Genomic DNA, 25,969 nt, shown 5'->3' with positions numbered 1-25,969 from the left:
GGGCGCGAGACACCTAGGCCTATCATGTGCCACTCAAACGTTAGCTCAAGATGCGATCGGTCGTTGCCTTTGGACAGCTCAAGCAAGCCGCTCTCTACTTCGACAGAGTGTTGCCGGTTGCATTCCGGAGATTGGCTGGCACAGGTCGCGATATCGTCGCTGACTTTCCCGAACCAGTTCCCTCACGGGCACTCATTAACATTGTCTTCGACACATTGCCTGCCACGGAGTCTGAGCGCTACTCCCAACTTGGGCGAATCGTTGACAGCTGGGATGAATTTGCCAGTCGAGCGCGACCATATCGGCAGTCGACAGCGTCCTCGTCAGTCGATGACTCGTATGCGGACCTTGCCGCGGCGTACTTGAGCAACGCAACGTCCAGCGAGACCGAGCCTATTCGCAAGCACTTCGCGACTTACGCAGCAACACTCGGAATTCGAGGCGCAGCCGTCCTACTGCCCGCAACGGGTGAGGAATCCTCGAGCAATGTTGAGGATCCTTTGATCCGCGTCTTCGGAATGGAACTCATCAACACGGCTTCAGCGTCTTGGGAGCAGATCATCGAGGTTCGACAGGATGGTGAGTCTCGGCGACGGTTGCAGCGCCTTCGGGCGTTCCTCGACGAGAAGTACGCAGGCAAGAGCCTCGCATTCGTGGAAGATGATCTTGCCAGTCGGCTCGACGAGTACGACCAGGCCCGTAGGAAACATGGATTCGATACCGCTACTGGGTCACTCTCGGCCCTTGTTGATGCCCAGAGCCTTCAGGCCGCCGCTTCTGCCGGTATTGCAACAGCGCTTCTCGGAGGGCCGTGGGTAGGGGCATCTAGTGCGGCGATTGTTGAATTGGGGAAGGTTGCGATTGAGTTCGCGAAGCGCAAGCGTGCTATGGTCGATTGGCAGGCAAGCCACCCGTTGGCTTACTTGGTTGAGTTGCAGCGCGTCTCGAATGAGTCGTGCTGGGACTGAACTGGAACCAGATCGACATGCCGCGGCAGATGATGACGGTGGCCGCGCGCGACATCAAGAGCCGCAAGACGCTGCGTATCCCGCTGAACGCGACGGCGATGGAGATCCTGCGCGGGCAGATCGGCAAGCACCTTGAGTACGTCTTCCTCTACAAGGGTCGACCGCTGAGCGCGACGGTGAACATGGCCTGGCGAAACGCGCTGAAGAAGTCGGGGATCGAGACTTCCGGTTCCACGATACGCAGCACACCTGGGCCTGCCTGTTGGATCGGGTCCTTCGTGGCGGTGCACAAGCAGAACAGAACCGCTGACCGGCGCTCCGCCAACTCGCAGCGCGGTGGATGGGGGGACGGCACGCGCTCCGCGGCCGAATGTTCCATCGAACATTGATCTGATACATTTTCCTCGGGAACAACATTCAGGGCGCCCATGGCTGACAATCTCTTCGGGATCTGCGAACCCCGCTCCGATGTTCTTCAGGGGGTCCTTAAGGAGAGTGACTTTGCCGCCGACCTGTCGCAGGTCCTCCGGGGCGACGCACCGGACGAGTACAAAAAGCCCGAACTCTTCTTCGCCAACACCTACCCGACCAAGGGCCTGAAGAATGCCTTGAAGCTGGTCGCGCTGCGGGTGCTGGGCCGCCCCGAGCAGGTGGGTGCGGTCTTCCGCCTCGACACCCAGTTCGGCGGCGGCAAGACGCACACCCTCATCGGCTTGGCGCACGCCATGCGGGGGTTGGTCGGCGTGCCGAATGCCGACGAGTTCCTGGAACCGGCCTTGCGCCCGGCCACGCCCATCCGCATCGCCGCGTTCGACGGTGAGAACGCCGACCCTGCGAACGGCCGGCGCCTGAGCGACTCGATCCGCGCCTTCAGCCCGTGGGGCGAACTGGCGTTCGCCCTCGCTGACGAACCAGGCTACCGGCTCGTCGAACAGAGCGACAAGGAAGGCATCGCGCCCGGTGCCGACACCCTGCGCGAACTGCTGGGCACAGAGCCGGCCGTGATCCTGATCGACGAGATAGCGCCCTACCTCCGCAAGGTTGCCGGGCGCAATGCACAGCGCGCGGGCGAGCAGTTGCTCGCCTTCATGACCTCATTGATGAAGGCGGTCGAGAGCCTGCCTCGCGTCGCCCTGGTCTTCACGCTGGCCGTCGGTCGAGATGGCAAGGCCACCGATGCCTACAGCCGCGAAACCCAGGACATCGCCGCCTTCTTCGCCGAGGCCGAGAGCGTCGCCGCGCGCAAGGCAACGGTGATCGACCCCACCGAGGACGACGAAACCGTCAGGGTCGTCTGTCGCCGCCTCTTCACCCGCGTCGACGAAACCAAGGCGCGGCAGGTCGTCGCGGCCTACAAGGCCCTGTGGGACACCAACCGCGACAAGCTGCCCACACCACCCGTCCAAGACCGGCGTGTCGAAGAGTTCGAGGCCGGCTACCCGCTGCACCCGGAACTGGTGAAGGTGCTGACCCAGAAGACGGGCACCCTGGGCAACTTCCAACGCGTGCGCGGCATGCTGCGCCTGCTGGCCCGCACGGTGGCGCGCCTGTGGCAAGAGACGCCCGCGGATGCCTTCGCCATCCACACGCACCACATCGACCTCGGGTTCGAGCCCATTCGGTTGGAGCTGGTCACCCGACTCAAGCAGGACATCTACGTGCCGGCCATCAAGGCCGAGATCGCGGGTGCCGATGGCAGTTCGTCTCTGGCCGAGCAGCTCGATGCGGGCGCGTTCAAGGGGCAGCCCAGCTACGGCTCTTACGTGGCCCGTACGGTTTTCATGCACACGCTTGCTTTCAACGAGTCGCTGCGTGGTCTGAACCCCGAAGAGTTGCGCTACGCCGTCCTCGGGCCCAGCACCGACATCGCATTCATCGACGATGCGCGCAAGCGCTTCGTCGTCGACTCGGCCTACATCGACGACAAGCCCGGCGCTCCGCTGCGCTTTCTGGCCGAGGCCAACCTCACGCAGATCATCCGCCGCGAAGAGACCAACGTCGATCGCGAAGAAGCCAGGTCGCGCCTCAACGCCGACATCCGCGACCTCTTCGCCGGCCCACACCTGAACCTGGTGCCTTTCGCGTCAGGTCCGCATGACGTGGCCGACGACGACGGCAGCGGGCGCCCGTATCTCGTGCTGCTCAGCCACGACGCGGTGCAGGTGGCCGGCGACGCGGTTCGCGTCGATCCGCTGATCGAGAAGATCTTCCTGCATCGCGGCGCCGGCAACGACTGGCGACACAACCGCAACAACCTCGGTTTCGTCGTCGCCGATGCGACCGGCATCCCGGTGATGAAGGCGCGGATGCTGCGCTACCTGGCGCTGGAGTCGCTGCGCGTGCCGGGCAAGCTGAAGGACCTGGCTGATTACCAGGTGGCCAAGCTGAACGAGGACTTCGGTCGAACCAAGCACCAACTTGCCACCGCCATCCAGCAGTGCTACCGGCACATCTTCTATCCCTCGCGCAACCGCGTAGACGGAGCCAATTGCGACCTGGCCCACACGGTGGTCGACATCCAGACCGCATCCGATCGTCCGGGCGACGGGCAGAAGCAGGTCGTGACGCAGCTGCAGAACGTCAACAAGCTGCGCCTGCCCACCGACCCGCCGGACTCGCCCGTCTACGTGCGTGACCGTACGCCGCTCAAGAAGGGCCAGATCACCACGGCCGCACTGCGCGCCGAGTTCCGACAGGACGCGGCCCTGCCCATGCTGGTTGGCGATGACGTGTTCATCAAGGGCATCCGCCAGGGCATCGACCAGGGCGACTACATCTACAAGTCCGGTGAACTGCTTCGCGGCAAGGGCGACCCGCACGCCGAGATCAAGGTGGACGAGCAGTCCTTCGTCTACACGATCACCTACGCGCAGGACCATGGCATCTGGCCACGCACCCCACCTGCTCCTCCGGCATCGTCGGCGCCCGCGCCTTCCGGTACCAGTGGGCCTGCTCCCACGCCCGCAGGAGCGTCGAGCCCGGCCGCAGCCCCAGCCCCGGTGGCCCAGCAGGCCGGTACCTTCCAGGCCGAAGACGTACTCAAGGCCGCACTTGCCCGCGTGTTCGAGAACGCCCGCCAAAACGGTGCCTTGAGCTTCGGCTCGATGACGATCCGCCCCTTCGACAAGGGCGATGCCATGAAGCTGCTAGCCCTGGTGAAGTCGGTCCCCAACGCCACCAAGCGCATCGAGCTTGAGGCGCAGTTCGAGACACCGAGCCAGTCCGAAGCCACTATCACGTTCAAGGGTGACCTGGACGACGCAACACCGCTGAAGGACTACCTGGAGCCTCAATTCCGGGCGGCCAGCGATAGCGATGCCAGCGTCACTTATCGGCTGCACTTCGACCCTCCGCTGGCCGTGCAAGGCCCAAGCGCCGAGGGCCTGATCCAGCGCCTGACGCGCTTGGTCTCGCCCGTGGCTCATGTGCTGGCGGTTGTCGCCGAGACGAAGTCCTGAGGAGCCCATCCATGGCCACCCCCCGCGCCCAACTGGTCGTCCTCCCGCGTCAGGCCGCATCTGCGCTGCCGCACTACGAACTGCGTGCCAAACGCCAGCAGGGTGCCGACATGGCATTGGAAATCTGGCAGCTGCCGGCCATCGCCACGCCTCATATCAAGCAGCCCACTTACGTAGCCGGGCTGCATGGCCGCAACCTGTCGCTGGTGGAGCATCGCCTGCTGCGCAGGCTGAAGGCGCTGCGCATCAACCTGCACGACCTGCCAGCCATCGACGCGCTGCGAGTGCCCATCGACGAGGAACTCGCCATCAACCTGGGTCTGTTGTTCCGCTCACTGGCACCCATGCGCAATCGCAATCACATGGCAGCCGTGGCCGCCGGCATTGAGGCGATGACCAAGGAAGAAGCCGGCTACTGGCTCGGGATGGCCATGCACCGCAAGTACCCGCGCCGGGTGCTGATGGCGCTGCGCTTCCTGCTTATCGACCCGAACGCCTGAGCGTTCGCCGTTCCAAGTAACGAGTGCCGACCCTGATGCGGGAACTCACCGAAGTTCGTGCGCTCCTCGCCCGGCTGGACCAGGTCGACGCCGACACGCTGGAGGCGCAGGACCTCGACTTCAAGGAATGGCCTGCCGACGACCGCCATGCCGTGCGCCTAGCCGTGGACATGGCCGTGTGCATGGCCAACGGTGGCGGTGGCACCGTGGTGCTGGGCGTGCGCGACCGCGTCGTCGGCCGGGCGAAAGCCATCGTCGGCGTTCCGGACTCCGCCGAGCCGCACCAACTCAAGCGCGACATCTACGAACGCACGGCGCCCAAGCTCACGCCAGAGGTGCTGGAGTTGCCGGTGCCGGAAGGCACGGGCCGCCTGCTGGTAATGCAGGTGCACGGCGGACTGCCTCCGTACACCACCACCGCCGGCGCCGGCACCGTGCGCCGCAGCAAGGACTGCGTGCCTCTGACGGGCGACCTGCGCGACCGGTTGATGGTGGAGCGCGGCGAGTCCGACGTGACCGCCGTCGCGGTGCCCGAGCCGGTGGAGGCCTTGCTCTCGGCCGCCGCGGTGGAACGCCTGCGCGATCTGGCACGTCAGGAGCAGGCCCCGGCCGACCTGCTGCGCAAGACTGACCTCGACCTGCTAGGTGCGCTGGACGTGCTGCGCGACGGCCGGCTTACCAAGGCGGGCCTGCTGATCGCCGGCAGCGCCACCGCTTTGGCCCGCCACCTGCCCAACTACGGCTGGACGCACGAGCGCATGAAGAGCGCCACCACATACGTCGACCGTGCCGACGGCCGCGATGGACCCGGCAAAGGCGAGCTGGCGCTGCCGCTGGCCCTGCAGGCGCTGGAGGCACGCATCAATGCCGACAACCCCATCACCACCGTGGAGCACGGGCTGCATCACTTCGAGTTCCGCGCTTATCCCACCGTGGCCCTGCGCGAAGCCCTACTCAATGCGCTGTGCCACCTGGACTTGCGCCTGGCCAGTCCGGTACTGGTGAAGCAGTACCCGCGCAAGCTCGAGATCAGCAACCCCGGTGGCCTGGTGGGCGGCATCACGCCGGCCAACATCCTTCATCACCCACCCTTAGCCCGCAACCCACTACTGGTGCACGCGCTGTCCCGGTTGCGCCTGGTGAACCGCAGCAACCTCGGCGTGGGCCGCATGTTCGAGGCCATGCTGATCGAGGGCAAGGAGCCGCCCCTCATCATCGACGAAGAAAGCGCAGTTCGCGTCGTCTTCAAGCGCCAGGAAACCTCGGCGCCGTTCCGCGAGTTCATCGCCGACGAGGGCAAGGCCGGCCGCGTGCTGGATGTGGACCACATGCTTGTGCTGCGCTACTTGCTGGGGCACGCGGAGATCGACACCGCGCTGGCCGCGGAGCTTTGCCAGCGCCGCGAGGCGGAAATGCGCGACATCCTGGACGAGATGGCGCAGGACTACGGTTACTTGGAGCGCGGTGGCGTTGGCCGCGGCACCTGGTGGCGGCTGAAGCCCGCGCTGCACCGCCGGCTGGAGGGGCGCGGCAACGCTGAGCGCGACCAGCGCATCGACGCCGACGTGGCAAAGACGCGCGTGCTGAACATGTTGAAGCAGCGCCATCGTCGCGGCGAACGAGGGCTGACGAACGCCGAAGTGCGGGCGGTGACTGGCTACACGCGCCAGCAGGTGAACCGGCTAATCCACGAACTGGAGGCCGAGTCTGTACGCCTGACTGGGCACGGGCGCGGCGCCACCTACGAATACGCGGGCGGTGAAGAGCCGACGCAGAAGAAGAGAACGAGATGACCCGACGGTTGATCGAAGATTGGCTGCCGATTGCCGCATTGGGTGAGGAAAGCGTGCGTGAGCGGCGCTCCATGACTGCGCTTCCGCCGACCTACTACCTGCACGTGTGGTGGGCCCGCCGGCCGCTTGTGGCGTCGCGGGCAGCCATTGCTGCGTCGATACTGCCCACAGACGTCGACCGAGACAAGTTCGTCCATCTGCTTGGCATTCACGGCGATCCGGTTGCGACCAGAAAGCGGATAGATCGTGCGCGAAAGACCGGTGACGACCTTGGGTTGAACCCATACGGTTACGAACGGGCCTTCAAATACCTGCCGACAGTTGAAGAAGGCTGCTGGCTTCGGGACCAATGCAACAGAACGGGAATCGCGGACGCAACTGTGTTGGATCCGACAGCAGGGGGAGGGAGCATTCCGTTCGAGTCCCTCCGGCTCGGACTGACTACTTTCGCGAATGACCTGAACCCTGTGGCGACGCTCATTCAGAAGGCTACATACGAGTTGCCCCTAGCGCATGGGTCGCAGCTTGCGGTCGAGTTCGACCGATTGAGTCGCAGGTTCACGAAGTTGGCGGAGCCACAATTCACGGGGATGTTCCCGCACGAGCCCGACGACGTGCGAGTACTTGGCTACCTGTGGGCGCGCGTCATTCGTTGCCCGCACTGCGAGGGACTGGTCCCACTTTCTCCCAACTGGCGCCTTGCTCCTGATGGAACAGGGATGTGTCTTGTCCCCCTGCTCGGGAACGGGCCTGGCGATCGGTCGCGTCGGGTTGGCTTCGAGCTCGTCACCAAGGCCAAGCAGCAGTCACCCGGAACTGTGTCGGGCGGCGATGCCACTTGTCCGTTCGACGATTGCAGCCGCCTGATTCCGGGTGATCACATCAAGGCTGAGGCCCAGGTGGGCCGCATGGGCGAGCAGCTTTATGCTGTTGCATTCAAGCGCCGCGTCGAGACCAAAACGAAGCTGGGCAAACGCGGTAAGGATAAGTGGGAGCGCGGGTACCGTGCTCCGCGTCCGGAAGATGAAGGTTCGGGCGCAATAGAGGCGGCATTGGCGGAGAAGCTTCCTGAGTGGGAAGCACTGGACATGGTTCCGACCGAGTCAGTGCCACCTGGCCACAAGACTGACGAACCGATTCGCTATGGCATTTCACGCTGGCGCGACATGTTTTCGTCGCGACAACTTCTGGGCCATGCAACGGCGGTCAAGGTATTTCGGCAACTGGTCGAAGACGAGAAGGCTGCTGGGCGCTGGAGCGAGTTGACGGCGGCAGGGTTTGCATACTTGGCTATGTCTCTCGACAAGATGCTCAACTACAACTCGCGGATGTCCGTGTGGATGTCCACACGAGAGGTGATCGCCAACACATTCAACCGTCACGACTTTGCGTTCGCTTGGTCGCATGCCGAAATGCCTCCTCTCGTCGTCGGGGATGGCTTTCAGTGGGCCATCGAGCAGACCGCAAAATGTATTGGCGAACTGGTGGAACTGGTGCGACCAGCAGGTGGCGTTGGCGCTGGACCGCAGACTGGTTTCGACTTTGACCAAGCATCAGAAGCACAGCCGCCGCCTGCTGTCACCCTGACGTGTAAGCCCGGCGACAGCCTAGACCATATCGCTGATGCCAGCACCGACGTAGTGGTGATGGACCCGCCGTACTACGACAACGTCATGTATGCGGAGCTGTCGGACTTCTTCTATGTCTGGCTCAAGCGTACCGCCGGCTACGTCTACCCCGAACTGTTCCGCCGGCAACTCACCGATAAGGAGAACGAGGCTGTTGCGAACCCGGCCAAGTTCAAGGGCGAGAAGGGGGGCAAGGCCTTGGCGGGGCGCGACTACCAACAGCGCATGGCCGCCATCTTTGCGGAAATGCGCCGCGTGCTGAAGCCCGACGGCATCATGACCTTGATGTTCACGCACAAGGCCACGGGTGCGTGGGACGCGCTGACCACCGGCCTGATCGAAGCCGGCTTCGCGATCACCGCATCGTGGCCGATCAACACCGAGGCCGAAGGCAGTCTGCACATCAAGGACAAGTCGGCCGCCAACTCCACGGTGTTCCTGGTGTGCCGGCCGCGCACGGACCATGGCAGCGAGGCGCGCTACTGGGAGGATGTCGAGCCCACCGTGCGCCAGGCCGTCCGCCAACGCATTGCTCAGTTCCAGCAGGGTGGCATCCGAGGCGTGGACCTGTATCTCTCGTGCTTCGGCCCGGCGCTGGAAGCGTTCTCGCAAGCCTGGCCGCTCAAGCGAGGCGCTCCCCGGCAGGACGTGGAGCAGACGCGGCGCCGCAAGCGGCAAAGCGAGATGTTCGAGGAGGAGTACGACCCCTATGCCGTGACGCCGGAAGACGCGCTGGAAGTCGCCCGCCGCGAAGTGAAGGAGTGGCGCCTGCACCAACTGACCCACGTGCAGCGCAACGTGGAGTTGGACAACCTGACCAGCTGGTTCGTGCTGGCCTGGGACGCGTTCGAGGCGCCAGTCTTCCCCTACGACGAAGCCAACCGCTTGGCCAAAGTCTGCGGCGTCGACCTGGAGCGCGACGTGGTGGGCAAGCTGGCCGAGAAGAAGACGTCTGACCTGGTGCTGTGGGACAGCGTCACCCGCGCCGCCAAGGGCTCGCTGGGCCTGCCGGATGGGCGCGACTCGATGATGGATGCGCTGCACCACCTGGCGCGGGCGGCGCGCTCGGCGTCCCTGGGGTCGGCCAACGAACTGCTGGCCAAGCACAGCCTCGCCAACGAGCCCGGCTTCCTGGTGGCGCTGGAGGCCGTGCTCGAAGTGCTGCCAGTAGGCAAGGAGTGGAGCGGCCTGGATCTGCCGGACGCTGCGGCCGGCGCTGGCGCCGACTTCGACGCGCTGGAGAAGTTGCGGCGCCTGGCTTTGTCGGAGAAGGTGGCCGAGCCGGAGCAGCTCAAGATCTGGCAGGACGAAGCAACAGCGACATGAGCATTCAGGCCGCAGTCGTCCGCCAATGGGCCACGGAGATCGCAGCCCGTGCAGCCGCGCGAATCGTGCGCCAACTGGCCAAGATGCCGGCCACACAGTCGGGTGGCGACTCGGAGCTGCGCAGCGGGTCGGAGGAGTTCTGCGCCCAGGTGCAGGGCGATGAGAGCTTCTTCTGGGACGAGTACCAGGACACGGTCAAGCAATGCATCAGCGGCGCGTTGGTCCGTCTGCCCCACCTGCAGATGGTGGCCATGTGGCCGCCGTCTGATGCCGGGGACGCGTGGTTGGATGAGAACGGCAAGGGCCGTGAGCTGCCGGCTGTCTACGAGCCCGACGTCGTCGAGGTGGTGTATCGGGTCGTCTGGCGGCTTGCGGATGATTCGAAGATCCCGCGTGTGGCACGCTACCTTGCCCGATCTCAGGGAGAAGATTGATGCCGTTGCTGACCGACTACGACTGGCGAACCAAGTACGACCCCGATGACTGGCCACTGATCGGGCAGTTCTACCTCACGGCGCTGGCCTGCGCGCAGCGCTACGACCGCACCACGGGCTACTTCAGCGCCACGGCGCTGGCCATCGCCGCGCGCGGCATTGAAGGCCTCGTGCTCAACGCGGGCCGAGTGCGGATGGTGGTGGGCTGCACGCTCGGCCAGCCCGAAGTGCAGGCCATCGAGCAGGGGCAATCTCTGAAGAACACAGTGGCCGGCATGCTGCTGGCCATGCCTCTGGTCGGCAAAAGCCAGGGTGAGAAAGAGGCGCTCGAACTGCTGGCCTGGATGGTGGCCAAGGGCCACCTGGAGATCAAGGTGGCGGTGCCTTGCGACGAGCACCGCAACGCGGTCGCGTCAAACGCGATCTTTCACGAGAAGGCCGGCGTCATCGAAGATAAGACCGGCAGCAAGCTTGCCTTCGCCGGCAGCATCAACGAGACAGCCTACGGCTGGCTGCACAACTGGGAGAGCTTCCACGTCTTCTGCGATTGGGACGGCGGCGCCAAGCATGTGGAGGCCGAGGAGCGCACCTTTGCCCAGCTGTGGGCCGACAAGGCCAAGCGTGCGCGGGTGCTGGACGTGCCGTCCGCCGTACGGGAAGACCTGCTGCGCTTTCTGCCGGAGAGTGACCGGGAGCCGGAGCGGCTGAAGCGGGCCAGGGCCGAAGGCGTGCCTGGCGATGCGCCGCCACCAGAGCGCCCGAAGCAACCGGCGGTGCCACAGCCGGCCAACGCCGACGAGGTCCGCAAACAGGTGTGGAACATCATCTGGGGCGCGCCGCAGCAGCCGGGTGGCGAGCGCATCGCCGAGGCGACGAGCGCCATCGTGCCCTGGCCCCATCAGGTGCGCGCGTTCGAGCGCATGGTCGGACACTGGCCGCCGCGGCTGCTGATCGCCGATGAGGTGGGCTTGGGCAAGACGATCGAGGCGGGTCTGTTGCTGCGTCACGCGTGGTTGTCCGGCCGCGCCAAACGCATACTCGTGCTGGCACCCAAGGCCGTGATGATGCAGTGGCAGATCGAGCTGCGCGAGAAGTTCAACCTCAATTGGCCCCTCTACGACGGCAAGTCGCTGAAGTGGTACCCGTCGCCGCTGATGCGGGGCCGAGCCGAGTGTGAGGTGTCCCGCGACGACTGGCACCGCGAGCCTTTCGTGATTGCGTCGAGCCACCTCATGCGCCGGCGTGATCGGCAGCGCGAACTGCTGGAAGCCGCCGAGCCCTGGGATCTGATCGTGCTGGACGAAGCCCACCACGCGCGGCGCAAGAGTCCCGGGGCGTCCAAGGAGGGCCCGCCCAACCTGCTGCTGCAATTGATGCAGAAGCTGGCGCCGCGCACCCAGGGCCTACTGTTGCTGACGGCGACGCCGATGCAGGTGCACCCAGTCGAGGTGTGGGACTTGCTCTCATTGCTGGCCATGCCGACGGCCTGGTCGCGGAGCGCCTTCCTGGAGTTCTTCCGCAAGTCAGGGGACGGCAACCCTTCGCCAGACGACTTCGAAATGCTGGCCGCACTGTTCCGTGCGGCCGAGGCGGCCTTTGGACCGGTGCCGTTGGACGTGGCAGTGCGGCGCACGGTTGGCAAGAGCAAGCTGAAGGCGCAGAAAGTGCTGCGAGCGCTGCGTGACACCGCGGCCACGCCAAGGCGGCAGCTTTCGGCCGAGGAGCGGCGCAGCGCCGTCGCCATCATGCGAGCGCACACGCCGGTGGCGGGCCTGATCTCGCGCCACACCCGCGACCTGCTGCGGGAATACCACCGCCGCGGCATGATCGATTCGCCCATCGCTACCCGCATGGTGGTCGACGAGTTCCTGGACATGACACCGGCTGAAGCCGATGCCTACCACGCGCTGGAGGACTACATCTCGACGACCTACAACAACGCGGCGCAGGACCAGCGCAGCGCCGTAGGCTTCGTGATGACCACCTACCGCAAGCGCTTGGCGTCCAGCTTCTACGCGCTGCGCCAGACGCTGGAGGAGCGGCTCTCTCTGGTGACCGGCCAAGCGAGCCTGCCCTTCGACCAGCTGCGCACGAGCGAAGACGCGGAAGACGACGAAGACGACAGCGGAGACCAGGCCGACGACGACGCCGTGGCTGCCCAGAAGGCTGCGGCGCTGAACCTGGAGGAAAGCGGCGATATCGAGCAGCTGCTCGCCCAGGTGCGCAAGCTGCCGGTGGACAGCAAGGCGAAACGCCTAGTGGAAGTGCTGCGCGCATTGCAGGCCGGCAGCTTCCACGCCATGGACGACTCGCTGCTGCGACCGTACCCGCAGGCGATCGTGTTCACGCAGTACACCGACACGCTGGACTACCTGCGTGACTACCTGAAGACCGAAGGCTTCTCCATCCTTTGCTATTCCGGCCGCGGCGGGGAGTGGCTGCAGCCCGATGGACGGTGGAAAAACCTGTCGCGCGAAGAGACGAAGCGCCGGTTTCGCAACGGCGACGCGCAAGTGCTGGTGTGCACTGATGCAGCAGCCGAGGGCTTGAACTTTCAGTTCTGCGGGGCGCTCATCAACTTCGACGCGCCTTGGAACCCAATGCGCGTGGAGCAGCGCATCGGGCGCGTCGATCGTCTTGGGCAGCGCTTCGAGCGCATCGCCATCGTGAACCTGATGTACGAGGGCACGGTCGAGACCGACGTGTATCGCGTCTTGCGAGCCCGCATCAGCCTGTTCACCGCTGTTGTCGGCCGCTTGCAGCCGATCCTGTCATCAATGCCTAAGCGTATTGCAGAGGTGGCTCTGACCGGTGCGGGCGATCGCGATCAGGCGCGCGCCAATCTGGTGGCCCACCTGCAGCATGAAGCGGCAGCGCCACCGCCGGAATCGTTCGACATCGACGATGCGATCGAGGCGGCGCTCGAATTGGGCGACCGGCCGCCGCCGCATTACGACCTGGAAGACCTCGGCCGGCTGCTCGATCATGCCAAGCTTCTGCCGCCAGGCTGCGAGGCGCAGCGCGCCAACGCGAAGGACGTGTTCTGGGTTCAGCCTGGGGCCCGACAAGTAGCCGTGACAACCGATCCGGAGTTCTTCGAGGAGAACCCAGAGTCGCTTGAGTTCTGGACGCCGGGAAATCCATCGTTCCCTCGGACCGACGTGGCAGACGGGGCAGCGGTGGTTGGTACTTTGAGTGACTTGATGAGGTCGGTGTGAGCGACGCGGCCATAGGGCGATACGCCAGTCTGCTGCGCGCAGCGATATCAGGCGTTGACCAATCCACGGCACAAATCCGTCACACCAAGGACAAAGGGGTTAGCTCCTTGCGAAGCTAACGAACGGTGCGCACGACGGGCTAGCAGGAAGAGCTGCGGGCGCCGCTGTCTGGGGTGTTCACACGCGACACGTCGGTCCCGGGGAGGCTGGCGATCGTGCGCCGCTGACGCTCAAGGCTGTTCCGAGCTGCCCTTCGCGCTTTGCTCTGCGTCCTGACCCTGCTGCAGTTCCAGTCTCACGGCTGTAGTAAGGACTTGGTATGTGTTGTATATGAATGACTTCAGCAGCACGAGCAGATAGACCATCCAAGCCGCGAAGAAGGTGAATAGTGCAGAGGCAGTGGCTGCGCGAATGGTTTGCTCGGAAGTTGGGTAAATGGAGGTCAACTTATGAAGCACCAGTGCAAGGACCCCGTTTGTCTGTCCAAAGAGCTGAGCGACGATGCAGAAGAAGACGAGCGCGATGTAGTGCACGAACGCGAGCACAAATGCGTTCAGGTTGTACTTGAGATAGCTCTCGCGTGTGTTCTCGTATTCAATCCTTGCCATGGACACGAAGATCTCGATCTTTGTGATCGTCGCAAAGACGGTAAATCCTGCGACGAGAAAACCGAGAATCGATGTCGCGAAGGTGAGCCCGTCGGCCACTGCTTTTCGAAAGTGCGCGAAGATCGCGCCAGGATTGTCCCAGGAATGCCAGCAGAACAGGGCGGCAACCAGCATCGCCATTGCGGTGACGCCGCGATTGAAGCGACTACCCGGGAATTTGAAGGACAGCAAGTACAGAGCGAATAGACTTCGCTCCCTTGTTAGGTCCTTGGGTTCAATCATTGTTGGGCGGCTCTACTTCTTAGGTCCGCAAGTTTCGCGGCATGGCGTGTGTCGGCGGCAGGCTCAGCCGTAATCAGCCCGGATTGCCGTGCGCTCTTAAACGCAATATAGAGCCTTCTGGCGGCTTCTGCAGCTTGACTAGGCAGTTCCTCAATGAATCGCAATACCCTGAAGTCCTCATTGCTGCCTTTGAGTGGGGCGCCCTCCTTGTCCTTGCCGGAAAAGGTCACCTCTGCGTTCCCGTCTGCCGCGGCTTCTGCATGGTCGGTCGCGACTGACTGACTTAGGCCTTTGCTGTTCTTGTAGGTGAGGGTCGAGGCCGTTGCGCCCATATGCCTAGATTCGGTCTGAATCTGTTCGTACAGTCTTTCGTTGTTGATCTCGTTGTTCGGTTTGATCAGGCGTATCGTCATCGCCTGCAAGACTTTGAATCGCTTGACAAACTGGTCGATTGACTCTTCGCTTGCGAGCGGCACTATTTCCAGCATAGGCCTCGGGAACTTCTCCACTAGTGAAGCCTTCGTGATGCGCTCGGCGTCAGGGTCCGCATTGCTTTGTTCTTTGAACTGCTCGTACGCTGTGTCAATATAGGCCTTGTGTGCTTGGCCGATAAATTGATACGCGGTAGATCGGAACGTACCTATGCCAGGAGCACCAGTGTATTCGGAGCAGTAGATGAGCTTGTGCTGCTCCAGAAGAAGTACAAAGAATGCAGACGGTGCTGATTTGATCTTCTGGTTGTTTGCGAGAAGTTCACCATTGCGATAGACCTGCTTGCTATGCAGCACGGTGTCCTTCACAAAGCGGCCGCAAATTGCGGGTGTGCCTTTCACGGTGTCCGGCGCAAAATCCACCAGTGTCACGTCGTGGAAGAAGTACGTGTTCTCGCCCCAAGTGCGGCGCAGACCGCTACTGAAGGCTGGAAGCACGACGGTGTCCACCATGTCTAGCATCTCAAGATCAGTTCCGGATGTGCAGACGAAGTTTGCGAACTCTACTGGGCGCATTCCGGCCATCGGGCCACCTCCTTGGACGATTCGTCCATTGTCGAGGCAGCGTTGCCAAAGTGCTACCGCCCGCGTCAAACGTCACAACGCACTTGCAGCCGAGGAGCGGCGCGCGCGGATTGTTCTCGTTGGCTGGGGGCGATGTACTTGCGTAGCCCTCGGGTGTTCGCGGCCAGCGGTGCCGACCGCTGACCCTTTGCTTACCAGGACCCAAAACGCAAAAAGCCCAGTTCGTTGGAACTGGGCTAAGTGCTCGCCACGTATGGCTTATTTGGCTCCCCGACCTGGGCTCGAACCAGGGACCTACGGATTAACAGTCCGGCGCTCTACCAACTGAGCTATCGGGGAAGGGAAGCCGCGCAGTATAGCCTGATTTTCAAGGGGCGCCGGAACCGTCCGCCCGGACCGTCAGAACTGCACGTTCAGCGAGGCATGCGCCCGCCGCGGCGCCAGCGGATACAGGTAGACGTGGCTGAACTGGTAGGGCGTCTCCTTCCACGCCCGGCGGTCGGCCACGTTGTCGACGCCGGCGCGCCAGGTCAGTGCGTGGCCGTCGAGCTTCATCGCGTAGCGCAGGCCCAGGTCGATGCGGGTCCAGCCCCCGGCGATGATGCTGTTGTCGGGCAGCACGGCGCGGTCGCCCTCGTGGGTGACGAAGCCCAGCAGCGCCAGGCCGGGCAGGGCGGGCACGTTGTAGGCGGCCTGGGCCTTCAGCGCGAAAGCGGGCACGTTCGCGGGCCGCTTGTTTTCGACGTTTGCGTCGATGGAGCCTTCGCGACGGGCCTTCAGCCACATCACGCTGCCGCGCAGGTTCCACGCGCCCAGGCGCGCCTCGGCGTCGGCCTCCAGGCCGCGGTGCCGCTGCGCGCCATCGGCGAGCCGGACGCACTGGCCGTCGGTGTCGCAGAAGTCGGCCCACATCGGGCGGCGGATGTCGAACAGCGTGATGCCGGCGTCGACCGCGGTGCTGCGGCGCTTGATCCCGGCTTCGATCTGGCGGCTCTTCAGGGCCGCCAGCGGCTGGCCCGCGTTGGCGTAGAACGAACGGTTCGGCACGACCTCGGATTCCACCCCCTGGCCCCAGCTGGCGTAGACCATCGCGGCCGGGCTGAGCTGGTGGCTCAGCGCGAGCCACGGCGTGGTCAGCTGCTGGTGGTAGTCGGTGCCGCGCGAGCCGTCGGTGCGTACGCTGGCGCGCGCGATGCGCGAACTGCGCAGGCCGGCCCACAGCGTGGTGTCCTGGCCCAGCGTGATCTGGTCCTGCAGGCGCAGCTCGGTGCTGCGTTCGTCGCGGTTCGTGTTCTCGTCGGTCAGCGTCGGGTCGGCCGGCGTGATCACGCTGCCGTCGATCTGGCCGACGCCGACCCAGTTGTAGGCCTGGCGGTTGAAGCGGGCCTCGAAGCGGCTGGCCAGCAGGCCGATCGTGAAGCGGTGGTCCATGCCGCCCAGCATCGCGCGGCCGCTGAGCGCGAGGTCCAGCGCATCGGTGTCGCGGCGCTCGCCTTCGCTGCGAAAGTCGTAGAGGTCGAAGCTGCCGTCGCTGCAGTAGCGGTCGTAGTTGTTCTCGGCGCTGCAGCCGAACGGAAAGGCGACGCGGTCGTCGCTCTTCAGGCGCTGGGCCATCGCATGCGCGCTGATGCGCCAGTCGGGGCGCAGCTCGTGGGTCCAGCGCAGTGAGGCGGTGCGGCCTTCCAGCACCACCGGCAGGCTCCAAGGCTGGTTGTTCAAGTTGATGCGCGGGTCGATCGCCTGCGCATCGGGCAGGCGGCCGCCGAGCAGGCTGAAGCCCGGCATGCTGGGCTGGCGCTGGCGGCTCCATTCGAGCTCGCCTTCGAGCTGGCTGCCGGGGGACAGGCGCGCGTCGGCGGCCAGCGCCAGCAGGTGGCGGCGGCCTTCGGCATCGCGCAGCTGCGGGTCGAGCTTCTCCGCCGCGGCGTTGATGCGCCAGCCGAAGGCGCCGCTGGCGCCGCTGCGCTCGGACAGGTCGACCGATGCGCCGACGCTGCCGTCCTGCGCCCAGCCGATCGCCGCGGCGCGCAGCCCGGCGGTCGGGCGCTTGACCACGAAGTTCACGAGTCCCCCGGGCGCGCTGGTGCCGGCCTGCAGGCCGGAGGTGCCCTTGAGCACTTCGATCGATTGCTTGTTGGCCAGGCCGATCGCCGTCTCGGCATTGATCGGCAGCCCGTCGCGTCGGTAGTTGTAGCGGTTGTCGAGCACGAAGCCGCGGATCGTCAGGCTGCTCCAGTAGCCGGGCGAGTTGTAGGCGTCGCTCAGGCTGGCGTCGAGCCGCGTGATGTCGGCCAGCGTCGAGACGGCAGCATCCTCCAGCTGGCCGTTGCCGAGCGAGATCGCCGACATCGGCAGCTTGCCGAGCGGCACGTTGCCGAAGCCGGCGACCGTCGCGGTGGTGGTGCCGCGTCCGGTGACCGTGACGGTCTGCGGCGTGTCCTGCGCCAGCGCCTGCAGCGCGGCGAGCGTGAGCGTGCCTAACACGCAATGAGATCGGAATGCCATCGGGAAACCTTCGATGCGTCGATGGCAGGTGGGCAAACACTGAAGACGGGCACGTCCGGAGACGGGAAGAAGGCGTGCCGGTTCGAGAGCTGCTTCCCTGCGCGAGGATTACCTCGGTCCCCAAATGGGGACTGTGGCTCGCCCCGAAGGGCTCGCCTCAATCCCCAATTGGGGACTGTGGCTCGCCCAAGGGGCTCGCCTCAATCAGGTTCAAAGGGACTGTCTCAGTCGGCGCCGGGTCGGGCGCCAACACCCCTAGCGAACGCTTCCCGCCGCAGCGGGGAACGAGCCGGCATTGTGCCTGGGGCGCCGGCGTGCCGGTTCAGAACGCTTCAGGTCCTGTTTCAGGCGGCTCAAGGACGGCGGATGGTCTCCGGCTCGACAGTGGTGTCACTGCACGACGCAGACCACCACCAGGAGCCGACCATGACGACCGCCACGTTCCGCCTCTCGACCGTCTCCCGTATCGCCGCCGCTGCCGCCGCCGCCTGCGTCACGCTGGCCGTGCTGCACGGGGTCGTGTCGGTTGCCGAGCCGCAGCGCAGCCGGCTCGCGGCCGCCGCGCGCCCGCAGGCCACGGCCGCGGTCGCCAGCGCGCCGACCGCTGCGCCAACCCTGCAGCCGACGCTGGTCGCGCAGCGCCATTGACCCCTGCGGCTGCGCCCACCAGCGGGCGATCCCTAGGCACTTGTTCCATTGACGCCGCGGGGCCGCGCTGGCACGGTGCCCCGGCAACAGCCGCGCTGCGCCGGCATCGGGTCCGGCGGCACGCACCCGGCATGAGGAGGCCAAGAACAATGACGCTGCGAAGTCCGACCGCTGTCGAACATGCCGTCAGGCAAGCCGCGGAGCACGCGCGGGCCGGCCGGCAGGCCGAGGCCGTCGCACGCTGCACGCAGGCCTTGCAGCACGAGCGGCCCGGCGCTGCCGCGCGGCGGCAGCTGCTGGCGCTGCGCAGCGAGGCGCACTGCGCGATCGGCCAGCTCGACGCCGCACTGGCCGACGCCGACGCGATGCTGCGGGAGGCGACGCGCGCACGCCACCGCCTGGACCAGGCCCTCGCGCAGACCGCACGCGCGCTGCCGCTGATGCGCGCCGCGCGGATGGACGAGGCGCTGGCCGCCGCCGACGCCGCGGTGGCGCTGGGGGCGCGGTCGCGCCACCGCGAAGCCCACGCGCGGGCACTGGCCCGCCGCGGCGAGGTGCAGTTCCTGCGCAATGAATTCGACGCGGCCAGCGCCGACCTGCAGGCTGCAGACCCTCTGTTCGAGGCGCTCGACCAGCTCGGTGGCCGCGCCTGGGCCTTGACGATGCTGGCCTGGATCGCGATGCGGCGCAGCGAAGACCGCGCGGCGCGCGAGCTCTCGACGACGGCGGTCGAGCTCGCCGGGCGCAGCGGCGATTTCGCATCGCTCGGCAGCGCGCTGAACGCGCTGGCGACCACCGAAGCCGATCTGGCCGCCGGGCTGCTGCTGCGGCAGCGGGCGTGCGATGCCCTGGATCGCTCGGGCCACGTGCAGCGTAGCGCGGCGATGCGCGGCAACCTCGCCGCCAACTACAGCACGCTCGGCTTGTACCGGCGCGCGTTGCGCATCGCCGCGCCGGCGACTCGCACGCTGAAGGACAGCGGCGCACGCGGTTCGCTCGCGATTCCGCTCGCCAACACCGGCGAGTCGGCGCTGCAGCTCGGTGACCTCGAGAGGGCTCGCGCGGCGCTAGCCGAGCTCGACGCGCTGGGCACCGTCGAACACTCGGTGCGTGACCGCTACACGCGCGGCCAGTTCGCGGCCAGCCTGGCGCTGGCCGAGGGCCGGCCGGCCGAGGCCGCGCGCCTGTACCGCGCCGGCCTGCGCGACACGGGCGGCACGACGACGTGGTCGATCAACCTGCTCGTCGGCCTTGCGCGGGCGCTGCTGGCGCATGGCGATGCGCACGGCGCGTGGCGCGCCAGCCGCCGTGCGGCCGCGATGCACCGGCGCAGCGGGCTGGCGCTGATCGACCCCGTCACGCGGCAGGAGATCTGGTGGCAGCACGCGCGTGCGCTCGCCGCCGGCGGCCAGCACGACGCCGCCTGGCAGGCGCTGCAGCAGGCCCACGCTTTCCTGCTCGAGGCGGTGGGCAATGTGCGCGACCCCGGCCTGCGGCGCTGCTTCTTGAGCCGCGTCCCCGACAACCGCGAGCTCGTGCGGGCCTGGCTGCACGAGGCCCGCCGCCGCGGCCTGCCGGACGAACGCCGCCTCGCCCACCTGCGCTTGCCAAACGACCCCGGCGAGCCCTTCCGGCGCCTGGTCGACACCGGCGTGCGGCTCAACGAGCAGCCCGGCGTCGCGGCGCTGCAGGAATTCCTGATCGACGAGCTCGCCGAGTTGAGCGGCGCGCAACGTGTGCTGCTGGTGCTGGACCAGCCCGCGGGCCCGGCGATCGCCGGCGCGCAACTGCCCGCCGGCGAAGACGCCGCCGCGCTGCTGCAGGCGGTGCGGCAATGGCTCGACGACGCGCGCGCCACGCGCGTCGCCACGCTGCGCCACGGCCCGGACGGCGGCGAGGCCGTCGACCAGCGCAGCTGCCTGGTCGCGCCGCTGATCGCGCAGCGCGAGCTGATCGGCTGGCTCTACGCCGACCTCGACGGCGCGTTCGGCCGCTTCGACGACGGCGACCGCGACCTGCTGGCAATGCTCGCCGCGCAGGCGGCGGTGGCGCTGTCGAACGCGCGCCGCGGCGAGGACCTGGAAGCGCAGGTGGCCGCGCGCACGGCCGAAGCACGCGCCGCGCAGGCGCAGGCCGAGCAGCGCGCGGCCGAGCTGGCGGTGATCAACAGCATCCAGCAAGGCATTGCCGGCTCGCTGGATTTCCGGGGCATCGTCGAGCTGGTCGGCGACAAGCTGCGCCAGGTGCTCGGACGCGACGACCTCAGCATCACCTGGCTGGACCACGAGCGCCGGGCGGTGAAGTTCCTCTATCTCTTCGAGCACGGCCGGCGGCTGCAGGTGCCGGACCGCGACTACGCCGGCAATGCGGCCGCCTGGCAGGAGCGCCTCGCGCTGCGCGCGCCGGTGCTGCTGCACGTGCCCGACCTCGTCGGCCACGTGCCGGGCACCGACGTCGCACGCAGCTCGCTGCTCGTGCCGATGGTGGTCGGCGACCGCCGCGTCGGTGGCATCTCGGTCGAGGACCACGAGCGCGAGCACGCGTTCAGCGAGGCCGACGCGCGCATGCTGTCGACCATCGGCGCCGCGATGGCCGTGGCGCTGCAGAGCGCGCTGCTGTTCGACCAGACGCAGGCGCTGCTGAAGGAAACCGAACAGCGCAACGCCGAGCTCGCGGTGATCAACAGCATCCAACAGGGCATGGCCGGCTCGCTGGACTTCCAGGCCATCGTCGACCTGGTGGGCGACAAGCTGCGCGAGGTGCTGGGCAGCGAGAACGTCGGCATCACCTGGCACGAGCCGGCCAGCAACCAGATGCACACGATGTATGCGGTCGAGAAGGGTCGGCGGCTGCAATTGCCGCCCTACACGCCGCGCAGCGGCGGCGCCTGGGAAAGGATGGTGGCGACCCGCGCGCCGGTCGTGCATCACACGATGGCCGCCGCCATGGCCCTGGACCGCGTGCTGCCGGACACCGACGCGGCGAAGTCGGTGCTGAAAGTCCCGGTGATCGTCGGCGACCGCGTGCTGGGCATCGTCGACACCGAGGATTTCGAGCGTGAATACGCCTACGGCGAATCGCAGGTGCGGCTGCTGCAGACGATTGCCGCGTCGATGGGCGTCGCGCTGCAGAGCGCACGGCTGTTCGACCAGACGCAGCAGCTGCTGAAGCAGACCGACGCACGTGCCCGCGAGCTGGCGATCATCAACGGCGTGCAGCAGGGGCTGGCCGGCCAGCTCGACGAGCAGGCGATCCACACGCTGGTCGGCGAAGAGCTGCGCGCGCTGTTCGATTCGCAGGCGATCAGCATCGCGACCTTCGATGCCGGCGCCGACAGGCGCCACTTCGCCTACCTGCTCGAGCGCGGCCAGCACCACGCGGTGCCCGACGCGCCGATCTCGCCGCTCGGCTGGCATGTGATCCGCACCGCGCAGCCGCTCTTGATCAATGCCGATGTCGATGCGCAGCTGGCCGCGCTCGGCGTGCGCCAGCAGACGGTGCCGGGCACGCTGACCGCGCGCAGCCTGCTGCGCGTGCCGGTGCTGCAGGACGGGCGCGTCGTGGCGATGATCGGCCTCGACAACGTCGACCGCGAACACGCCTTCGACGACGCGGACCTGAAGCTGCTGCAGACGCTGGCCGGCAGCGTCAGCGTCGCGCTGGAGCGCGCGCGGCTCTTCACGCAGACCCAGGCGCTGCTGGCGCAGACCGCGCAGCGCGCGAACGAGCTGGCCACCGTCAATGCGCTGGGCCAGGCGCTGTCGTCGAAGATCGAGCTTCACGAGCTGCTGCCCGCGCTCGGCGACAAGCTGCGCGAGACCTTCCGCGCCGACATCTGCTACGTCGCGCTGGTCGACGAGGCGGCCGGCGTCGTGCGCTTCCCGTACGTGCACGGCGAGGCGCTGGACACGCAGGGCCTCGGCGAGGGCCTGACCGGCAAGATCCTCGAGACCGGGCGTGCGCTGCTGATCAACCACGACGTCGACGGCGCCGCCGACGCGCTCGGCGCGACGCGGCGCGGCGTGCGCGCGGCCAGCTACCTCGGCGTGCCGATCGTCGTGCGCGACCGGCCGATCGGCGTCATCAGCGTGCAGAGCACGCGCGAGCAGAACCGCTTTGCACCGGCCGACCAGCACCTGCTGGAGACGATGGCCGCCGGCGTCGGCATCGCGATCCGCAACGCGCAGCTGTTCGCCGAGGCGCGCGAGGCGCGCACGCAAGCCGAAGGCGATCGACGCCTGGCCGAAGACGCGCGACGCCTCGCAGAGGCCGCCAACGACGCCAAGAGCGCGTTCCTGGCGACGATGAGCCACGAGATCCGCACGCCGATGAACGCGGTGATCGGCATGAGCGGCCTGCTGCTGGACACCGCGCTGTCGGCCGAGCAGCGCGACTTCGCGACGACGATCCGCGACTCCGGCGATGCGCTGCTGACGATCATCAACGACATCCTCGACTTCTCGAAGATCGAGGCCGGCCGCATGGACATCGAGGCGCAGCCCTTCGACCTGCGCGAATGCGTCGAGTCCGCACTCGATCTGGTCGCCGCGCGCGCGGCCGAGAAGCAGCTCGACCTGGCCTACGTCTTCGACGGCGAGCTGCCCGAGACGGTGCGCGGCGACGTGACGCGGCTGCGCCAGGTGCTGCTGAACCTGCTGGCCAACGCGGTCAAGTTCACCGACGCCGGCGAGGTCGTGCTGACGGTGCGCGCCACGGCCGCCGACCGCCTGCACTTCGCGCTGCGCGACACCGGCATCGGCCTGACGCCGCAGGGCCGCGCGCGGCTGTTCCAGAGCTTCAGCCAGGCCGACAGCAGCACCACGCGCAAGTACGGCGGCACCGGCCTCGGGCTGGCGATCAGCCGCCGCCTGGTCGAGCTGATGGGCGGCGCGATGGACGCGGCCAGCGACGGACCGGGCCGCGGCAGCACCTTCAGCTTCGACATCGTCGCGCCACGCGCCAAGCTGCAGCGCGCGGCGCGGCGCGCGCTGATCGGCGAGCAGCCGGCGCTGAAGGGCCGGCGCCTGCTGGTGGTCGACGACAACGCGACCAACCGCCGCATCCTGGCGCTGCAGACCGCACGCTGGGGCATGGTGGTGCACGACGCGGCTGAAGCCCCGGCGGCGCTGGAGATGGCCGCGCGCGAGCGCTACGACCTGGCGATCCTCGACATGCACATGCCCGGCATGGACGGCGCCACGCTGGCGCGGCGGCTGCGTGCGGCGGGCCACACGATGCCGCTGGTGCTGTTCAGCTCGCTGGGCCGCCGCGAGGTCGACGACCGCCTGTTCGCCGCCGCGCTGGCCAAGCCGCTGCACCAGAGCGCGCTCTTCGACACGCTGGTCACGCTGCTCGGCGGCACCGGTGTCGCGGCCGCGCCCGCCGCGGCGCCGGTGGCCGATCCCGGCATGGCGCAGCGCCATCCGCTGCGCATCCTGGTCGCCGAGGACAACCTGGTGAACCAGAAACTCGCGCTGCGGCTGCTGCTGCAGATGGGCTACCGCGCCGATGTCGCGGCCAACGGCATCGAGGCCATCGAGAGCCTGCGCCGCCAGCGTTACGACGTGGTGCTGATGGACGTGCAGATGCCGGAGATGGATGGCCTGGCCGCGTCGCGGCTGATCACCGCCGAGTGGGCCGAAGCCGAGCGCCCGCGCATCGTCGCGATGACCGCCAACGCGATGCACGGCGACCGCGAGCAGTGCCTGGCCGCCGGCATGGACGACTACCTGGCCAAGCCGATCCGCATGCAGCAGCTGGTCGATGCGCTGGCGCGCGCGCGGCCGCGCGAAACCACCGGAGCCTTGACGCCATGACCGCCATGAACCTCACCGTGATCGACCGCAGCGTGTTCGCCGACCTGCAGCGCCTGACCGGCGCCGACTTCGTCGCTGACCTGGTCGGCACCTTCGGCGAGGAAGCGCCGCCGCTGATCGACGAGCTGCGCGCCGCGCGGGCCGCGGGCGCGGCCGAGCGCTTCCGCCGCGCCGCGCACTCGCTGAAGAGCAACGCCAACGCCTTCGGCGCCGTCGGTCTCGCCGAGCGCGCGCGCACGCTCGAGCTCGATGGCCTGCCGCCCGATGTGAGCGGCATCGACGCACTCGCAGCCGAGCTCGCCGCCGCGCTGGCGGCGCTGCGCGCCCTCGCGAGCGGGACGAGCGGGACGCCGGCATGAGCGACACGAACCTCACCGCAACCGACCCGGCGCGCTTCGGCCGCTTCGAGATCCGCCTGGCGCAGCGGCAGCTGCTGATCGACGGCGCGCCGGTCGCGCTCGGCAGCCGCGCGTTCGACGTGCTCGCGGTGCTGGTCGAGCGGCGCGACCGCCTGGTCTCCAAGAGCGAGCTGATCGAGCTCGTCTGGCCGGGGCTGGTGGTCGAGGAGAACAACCTGCAGGTGCAGGTCTCGATGCTGCGCAAGCTGCTCGGCGCGCAGGTCATCGCGACCATTCCCGGCCGCGGCTACCGCTTCACCGCCGCGGCCACCGCGCAGGACAGTCCCCCCGCGCCGCCCGCCGCCCCGGCGCGCGCGGCGCTGCCAGCCGCGCCCGCGGCCGGCCCGCCGCAGCTGCTGGTGGCCGACGACAACAAGGTCAACCGGCTGCTGCTGTGCCGTGCGCTCGAGCTGATGGGGCACCGTGTCGCCGGCGTCGAGGACGGCGCGCAGGCGCTGGCGCTGCTGCGGCGCGAGCGCTTCGAGCTGCTGCTGCTGGACCTGGAGATGCCGGGACTGGACGGCTTCGCGGTGCTGGAACAGCTCGCGGCCGATGCCGACCTGCGCGACCTGCCGGTGATCGTCACCAGCTCGGTCGAGGGCGTGGCCAGCGTCGCGCGCTGCATCGCGCTCGGCGCCGACGACTACCTGTCGAAGCCGGTGAACCCGGTGCTGCTGAAGGCCCGCGTGACCTCCAGCCTCGAGAAGAAGCGGCTGCGCGACCAGCAGAAGGCCCTGATCGAGCGCCTGGCCGCCGGCGCGGCGCCGGTCGACGCGGGCCCGCCCGCCACCGGCGCGGCGCGCGTGCAGGCCAGCGTGCTGCAGGCGCGGCTGCACGGTCTGGCCGCGCTGGCGCAGGCCGCGCCGCCGGAGGACACGCTGGAGGCGCTCGACAGCTGGCACACGCTGATGTTCGACGCGGTGCTCGCGCACGGCGGCGTCGTGAACCTGGTCGGCGGCGACACGCTGGTCGCGCTGTTCGGCGCGCCGCTGGCGCTGCCCGACCCGGCCGACGCCGCCCGCGCCGCGGTGCGGGCCGCGCTGGAGATGGCGGAGATGGTCGAGCTGTTCAACGCCGAGCGCGCCGCACGGTCGCGACCGCCGGTGGCGCTGGGCATCGGCATCGCCAGCGGCGAGCTGGTGGCCGGCTACACCGGCGCGCCGCGCCGCACCGCGTACACCTGCGCCGGCGCGACGCTCGAGCGCGCGGCGCAGATCGCCGTGCTGACCGCCGACCGCGCGCATCCGATCGTCGTCGACGCGCCGACGCACGCCGCGCTCGCCGGCCGCCTGGTGACCGAGGCGCTGCCCGCCGGGCTCGCGCCCGGCGGGCTGCATGCGGTCAGGGCGGGATGATGGGCGGCGCCGGGCG

15 protein-coding genes and 1 tRNA gene are annotated in these 25,969 nt (G+C 67.5%); 12 read left to right on the top strand and 4 right to left on the bottom strand.

The features are described from left to right. Positions 1 to 518 precede the first annotated feature (518 nt). The 8 genes from HLB44_RS18530 to HLB44_RS18495 are packed head-to-tail and all read left to right on the top strand — an operon-like array spanning position 519 to position 13,325. Positions 519 to 968 carry a DUF6236 family protein gene (locus HLB44_RS18530; RefSeq protein WP_173125226.1) on the top strand — a complete coding sequence of 150 codons (450 nt, stop codon included), beginning with the start codon at positions 519 to 521 and terminating at the stop codon, positions 966 to 968. After that, a complete protein-coding gene (locus HLB44_RS18525; protein WP_173125225.1) occupies positions 956 to 1,357 on the top strand; it encodes a tyrosine-type recombinase/integrase in 402 nt (133 codons plus the stop codon). Before HLB44_RS18530 ends, HLB44_RS18525 begins: the two co-directional genes overlap by 13 nt. Positions 1,358 to 1,396: 39 nt before the next feature. Next, entirely contained in the window at positions 1,397 to 4,426 is a 3,030-nt protein-coding gene (locus HLB44_RS18520) for an ATP-binding protein (protein ID WP_173125224.1), read from the top strand. An 11-nt stretch (positions 4,427 to 4,437) separates the two neighbouring features. Continuing rightward, positions 4,438 to 4,926 (top strand): DUF7680 family protein, encoded by a 489-nt coding sequence (locus tag HLB44_RS18515; protein WP_173125223.1) that lies wholly within the window; start codon positions 4,438 to 4,440, stop codon positions 4,924 to 4,926. A gap of 23 nt (positions 4,927 to 4,949) precedes the next feature. After that, positions 4,950 to 6,719, top strand: coding sequence for an ATP-binding protein (locus HLB44_RS18510; RefSeq protein WP_217283714.1), 1,770 nt, complete (start codon positions 4,950 to 4,952; stop codon positions 6,717 to 6,719). Continuing rightward, positions 6,716 to 9,673, top strand: a complete 2,958-nt coding sequence (locus HLB44_RS18505) for a DUF1156 domain-containing protein (RefSeq protein ID WP_173125222.1) — start codon at positions 6,716 to 6,718, stop codon at positions 9,671 to 9,673. Before HLB44_RS18510 ends, HLB44_RS18505 begins: the two co-directional genes overlap by 4 nt. Then, on the top strand, positions 9,670 to 10,107 hold the full coding sequence (locus tag HLB44_RS18500; protein ID WP_173125221.1) for a hypothetical protein: 438 nt from the start codon (positions 9,670 to 9,672) through the stop codon (positions 10,105 to 10,107). Before HLB44_RS18505 ends, HLB44_RS18500 begins: the two co-directional genes overlap by 4 nt. Then, positions 10,107 to 13,325, top strand: a complete 3,219-nt coding sequence (locus HLB44_RS18495; RefSeq protein ID WP_173125219.1) for a helicase-related protein — start codon at positions 10,107 to 10,109, stop codon at positions 13,323 to 13,325. Before HLB44_RS18500 ends, HLB44_RS18495 begins: the two co-directional genes overlap by 1 nt. 230 nt (positions 13,326 to 13,555) lie before the next feature. Here the strand turns inward: HLB44_RS18495 and HLB44_RS18490 are convergent, their stop codons facing one another. The 4 genes from HLB44_RS18490 to HLB44_RS18475 all read right to left on the bottom strand — a co-directional run bounded on the left by HLB44_RS18490 (position 13,556) and on the right by HLB44_RS18475 (position 17,736). Further along, positions 13,556 to 14,164 carry a hypothetical protein gene (locus tag HLB44_RS18490; protein ID WP_173125217.1) on the bottom strand — a complete coding sequence of 203 codons (609 nt, stop codon included), beginning with the start codon at positions 14,162 to 14,164 and terminating at the stop codon, positions 13,556 to 13,558. Between the two features lie 47 nt (positions 14,165 to 14,211). After that, the gene (locus HLB44_RS18485; RefSeq protein WP_173125215.1) at positions 14,212 to 15,231 is read right to left on the bottom strand and encodes a DUF4747 family protein; all 1,020 of its coding nucleotides are present in this window, start codon (positions 15,229 to 15,231) and stop codon (positions 14,212 to 14,214) included. A gap of 263 nt (positions 15,232 to 15,494) precedes the next feature. Further along, positions 15,495 to 15,570 (bottom strand) — tRNA-Asn (locus HLB44_RS18480). A gap of 60 nt (positions 15,571 to 15,630) precedes the next feature. After that, positions 15,631 to 17,736: a TonB-dependent siderophore receptor gene (locus HLB44_RS18475; protein ID WP_173125213.1), complete on the bottom strand. Its 2,106-nt coding sequence runs from the start codon at positions 17,734 to 17,736 to the stop codon at positions 15,631 to 15,633. Between the two features lie 426 nt (positions 17,737 to 18,162). Between HLB44_RS18475 and HLB44_RS18470 the strand changes: the two genes are divergently transcribed. From HLB44_RS18470 to HLB44_RS18455, 4 genes are all read left to right on the top strand, one after another. After that, on the top strand, positions 18,163 to 18,384 hold the full coding sequence (locus HLB44_RS18470) for a hypothetical protein (protein ID WP_173125211.1): 222 nt from the start codon (positions 18,163 to 18,165) through the stop codon (positions 18,382 to 18,384). A 149-nt stretch (positions 18,385 to 18,533) separates the two neighbouring features. Continuing rightward, the gene (locus HLB44_RS18465) at positions 18,534 to 24,200 is read left to right on the top strand and encodes a GAF domain-containing protein (protein ID WP_173125209.1); all 5,667 of its coding nucleotides are present in this window, start codon (positions 18,534 to 18,536) and stop codon (positions 24,198 to 24,200) included. After that, the gene (locus tag HLB44_RS18460; RefSeq protein WP_217283713.1) at positions 24,197 to 24,559 is read left to right on the top strand and encodes an Hpt domain-containing protein; all 363 of its coding nucleotides are present in this window, start codon (positions 24,197 to 24,199) and stop codon (positions 24,557 to 24,559) included. Before HLB44_RS18465 ends, HLB44_RS18460 begins: the two co-directional genes overlap by 4 nt. After that, positions 24,556 to 25,953, top strand: a complete 1,398-nt coding sequence (locus tag HLB44_RS18455) for a response regulator (protein WP_173125207.1) — start codon at positions 24,556 to 24,558, stop codon at positions 25,951 to 25,953. Before HLB44_RS18460 ends, HLB44_RS18455 begins: the two co-directional genes overlap by 4 nt. Positions 25,954 to 25,969 lie beyond the last annotated feature (16 nt).

Source organism: Pseudaquabacterium terrae (assembly GCF_013266755.1).
Classification (GTDB): domain Bacteria; phylum Pseudomonadota; class Gammaproteobacteria; order Burkholderiales; family Burkholderiaceae_C; genus Pseudaquabacterium; species Pseudaquabacterium terrae.
The sequence above is the reverse complement of the archived record's forward strand: the minus strand, read 5'-3'. Positions and strand labels throughout refer to the sequence as shown.

Bases quoted from the DNA above. Each gene is read 5' to 3' on its own strand.
- HLB44_RS18530 (WP_173125226.1), top strand. From the start codon at position 519: ATGGAACTCATCAACACGGCTTCAGCGTCTTGGGAGCAGATCATCGAG.
- HLB44_RS18520 (WP_173125224.1), top strand. From the start codon at position 1,397: ATGGCTGACAATCTCTTCGGGATCTGCGAACCCCGCTCCGATGTTCTT.
- HLB44_RS18515 (WP_173125223.1), top strand. From the start codon at position 4,438: ATGGCCACCCCCCGCGCCCAACTGGTCGTCCTCCCGCGTCAGGCCGCA.
- HLB44_RS18505 (WP_173125222.1), top strand. From the start codon at position 6,716: ATGACCCGACGGTTGATCGAAGATTGGCTGCCGATTGCCGCATTGGGT.
- HLB44_RS18500 (WP_173125221.1), top strand. From the start codon at position 9,670: ATGAGCATTCAGGCCGCAGTCGTCCGCCAATGGGCCACGGAGATCGCA.
- HLB44_RS18495 (WP_173125219.1), top strand. From the start codon at position 10,107: ATGCCGTTGCTGACCGACTACGACTGGCGAACCAAGTACGACCCCGAT.
- HLB44_RS18485 (WP_173125215.1), bottom strand. From the start codon at position 15,231: ATGGCCGGAATGCGCCCAGTAGAGTTCGCAAACTTCGTCTGCACATCC.
- HLB44_RS18475 (WP_173125213.1), bottom strand. From the start codon at position 17,736: ATGGCATTCCGATCTCATTGCGTGTTAGGCACGCTCACGCTCGCCGCG.
- HLB44_RS18470 (WP_173125211.1), top strand. From the start codon at position 18,163: ATGACGACCGCCACGTTCCGCCTCTCGACCGTCTCCCGTATCGCCGCC.
- HLB44_RS18465 (WP_173125209.1), top strand. From the start codon at position 18,534: ATGACGCTGCGAAGTCCGACCGCTGTCGAACATGCCGTCAGGCAAGCC.
- HLB44_RS18460 (WP_217283713.1), top strand. From the start codon at position 24,197: ATGACCGCCATGAACCTCACCGTGATCGACCGCAGCGTGTTCGCCGAC.
- HLB44_RS18455 (WP_173125207.1), top strand. From the start codon at position 24,556: ATGAGCGACACGAACCTCACCGCAACCGACCCGGCGCGCTTCGGCCGC.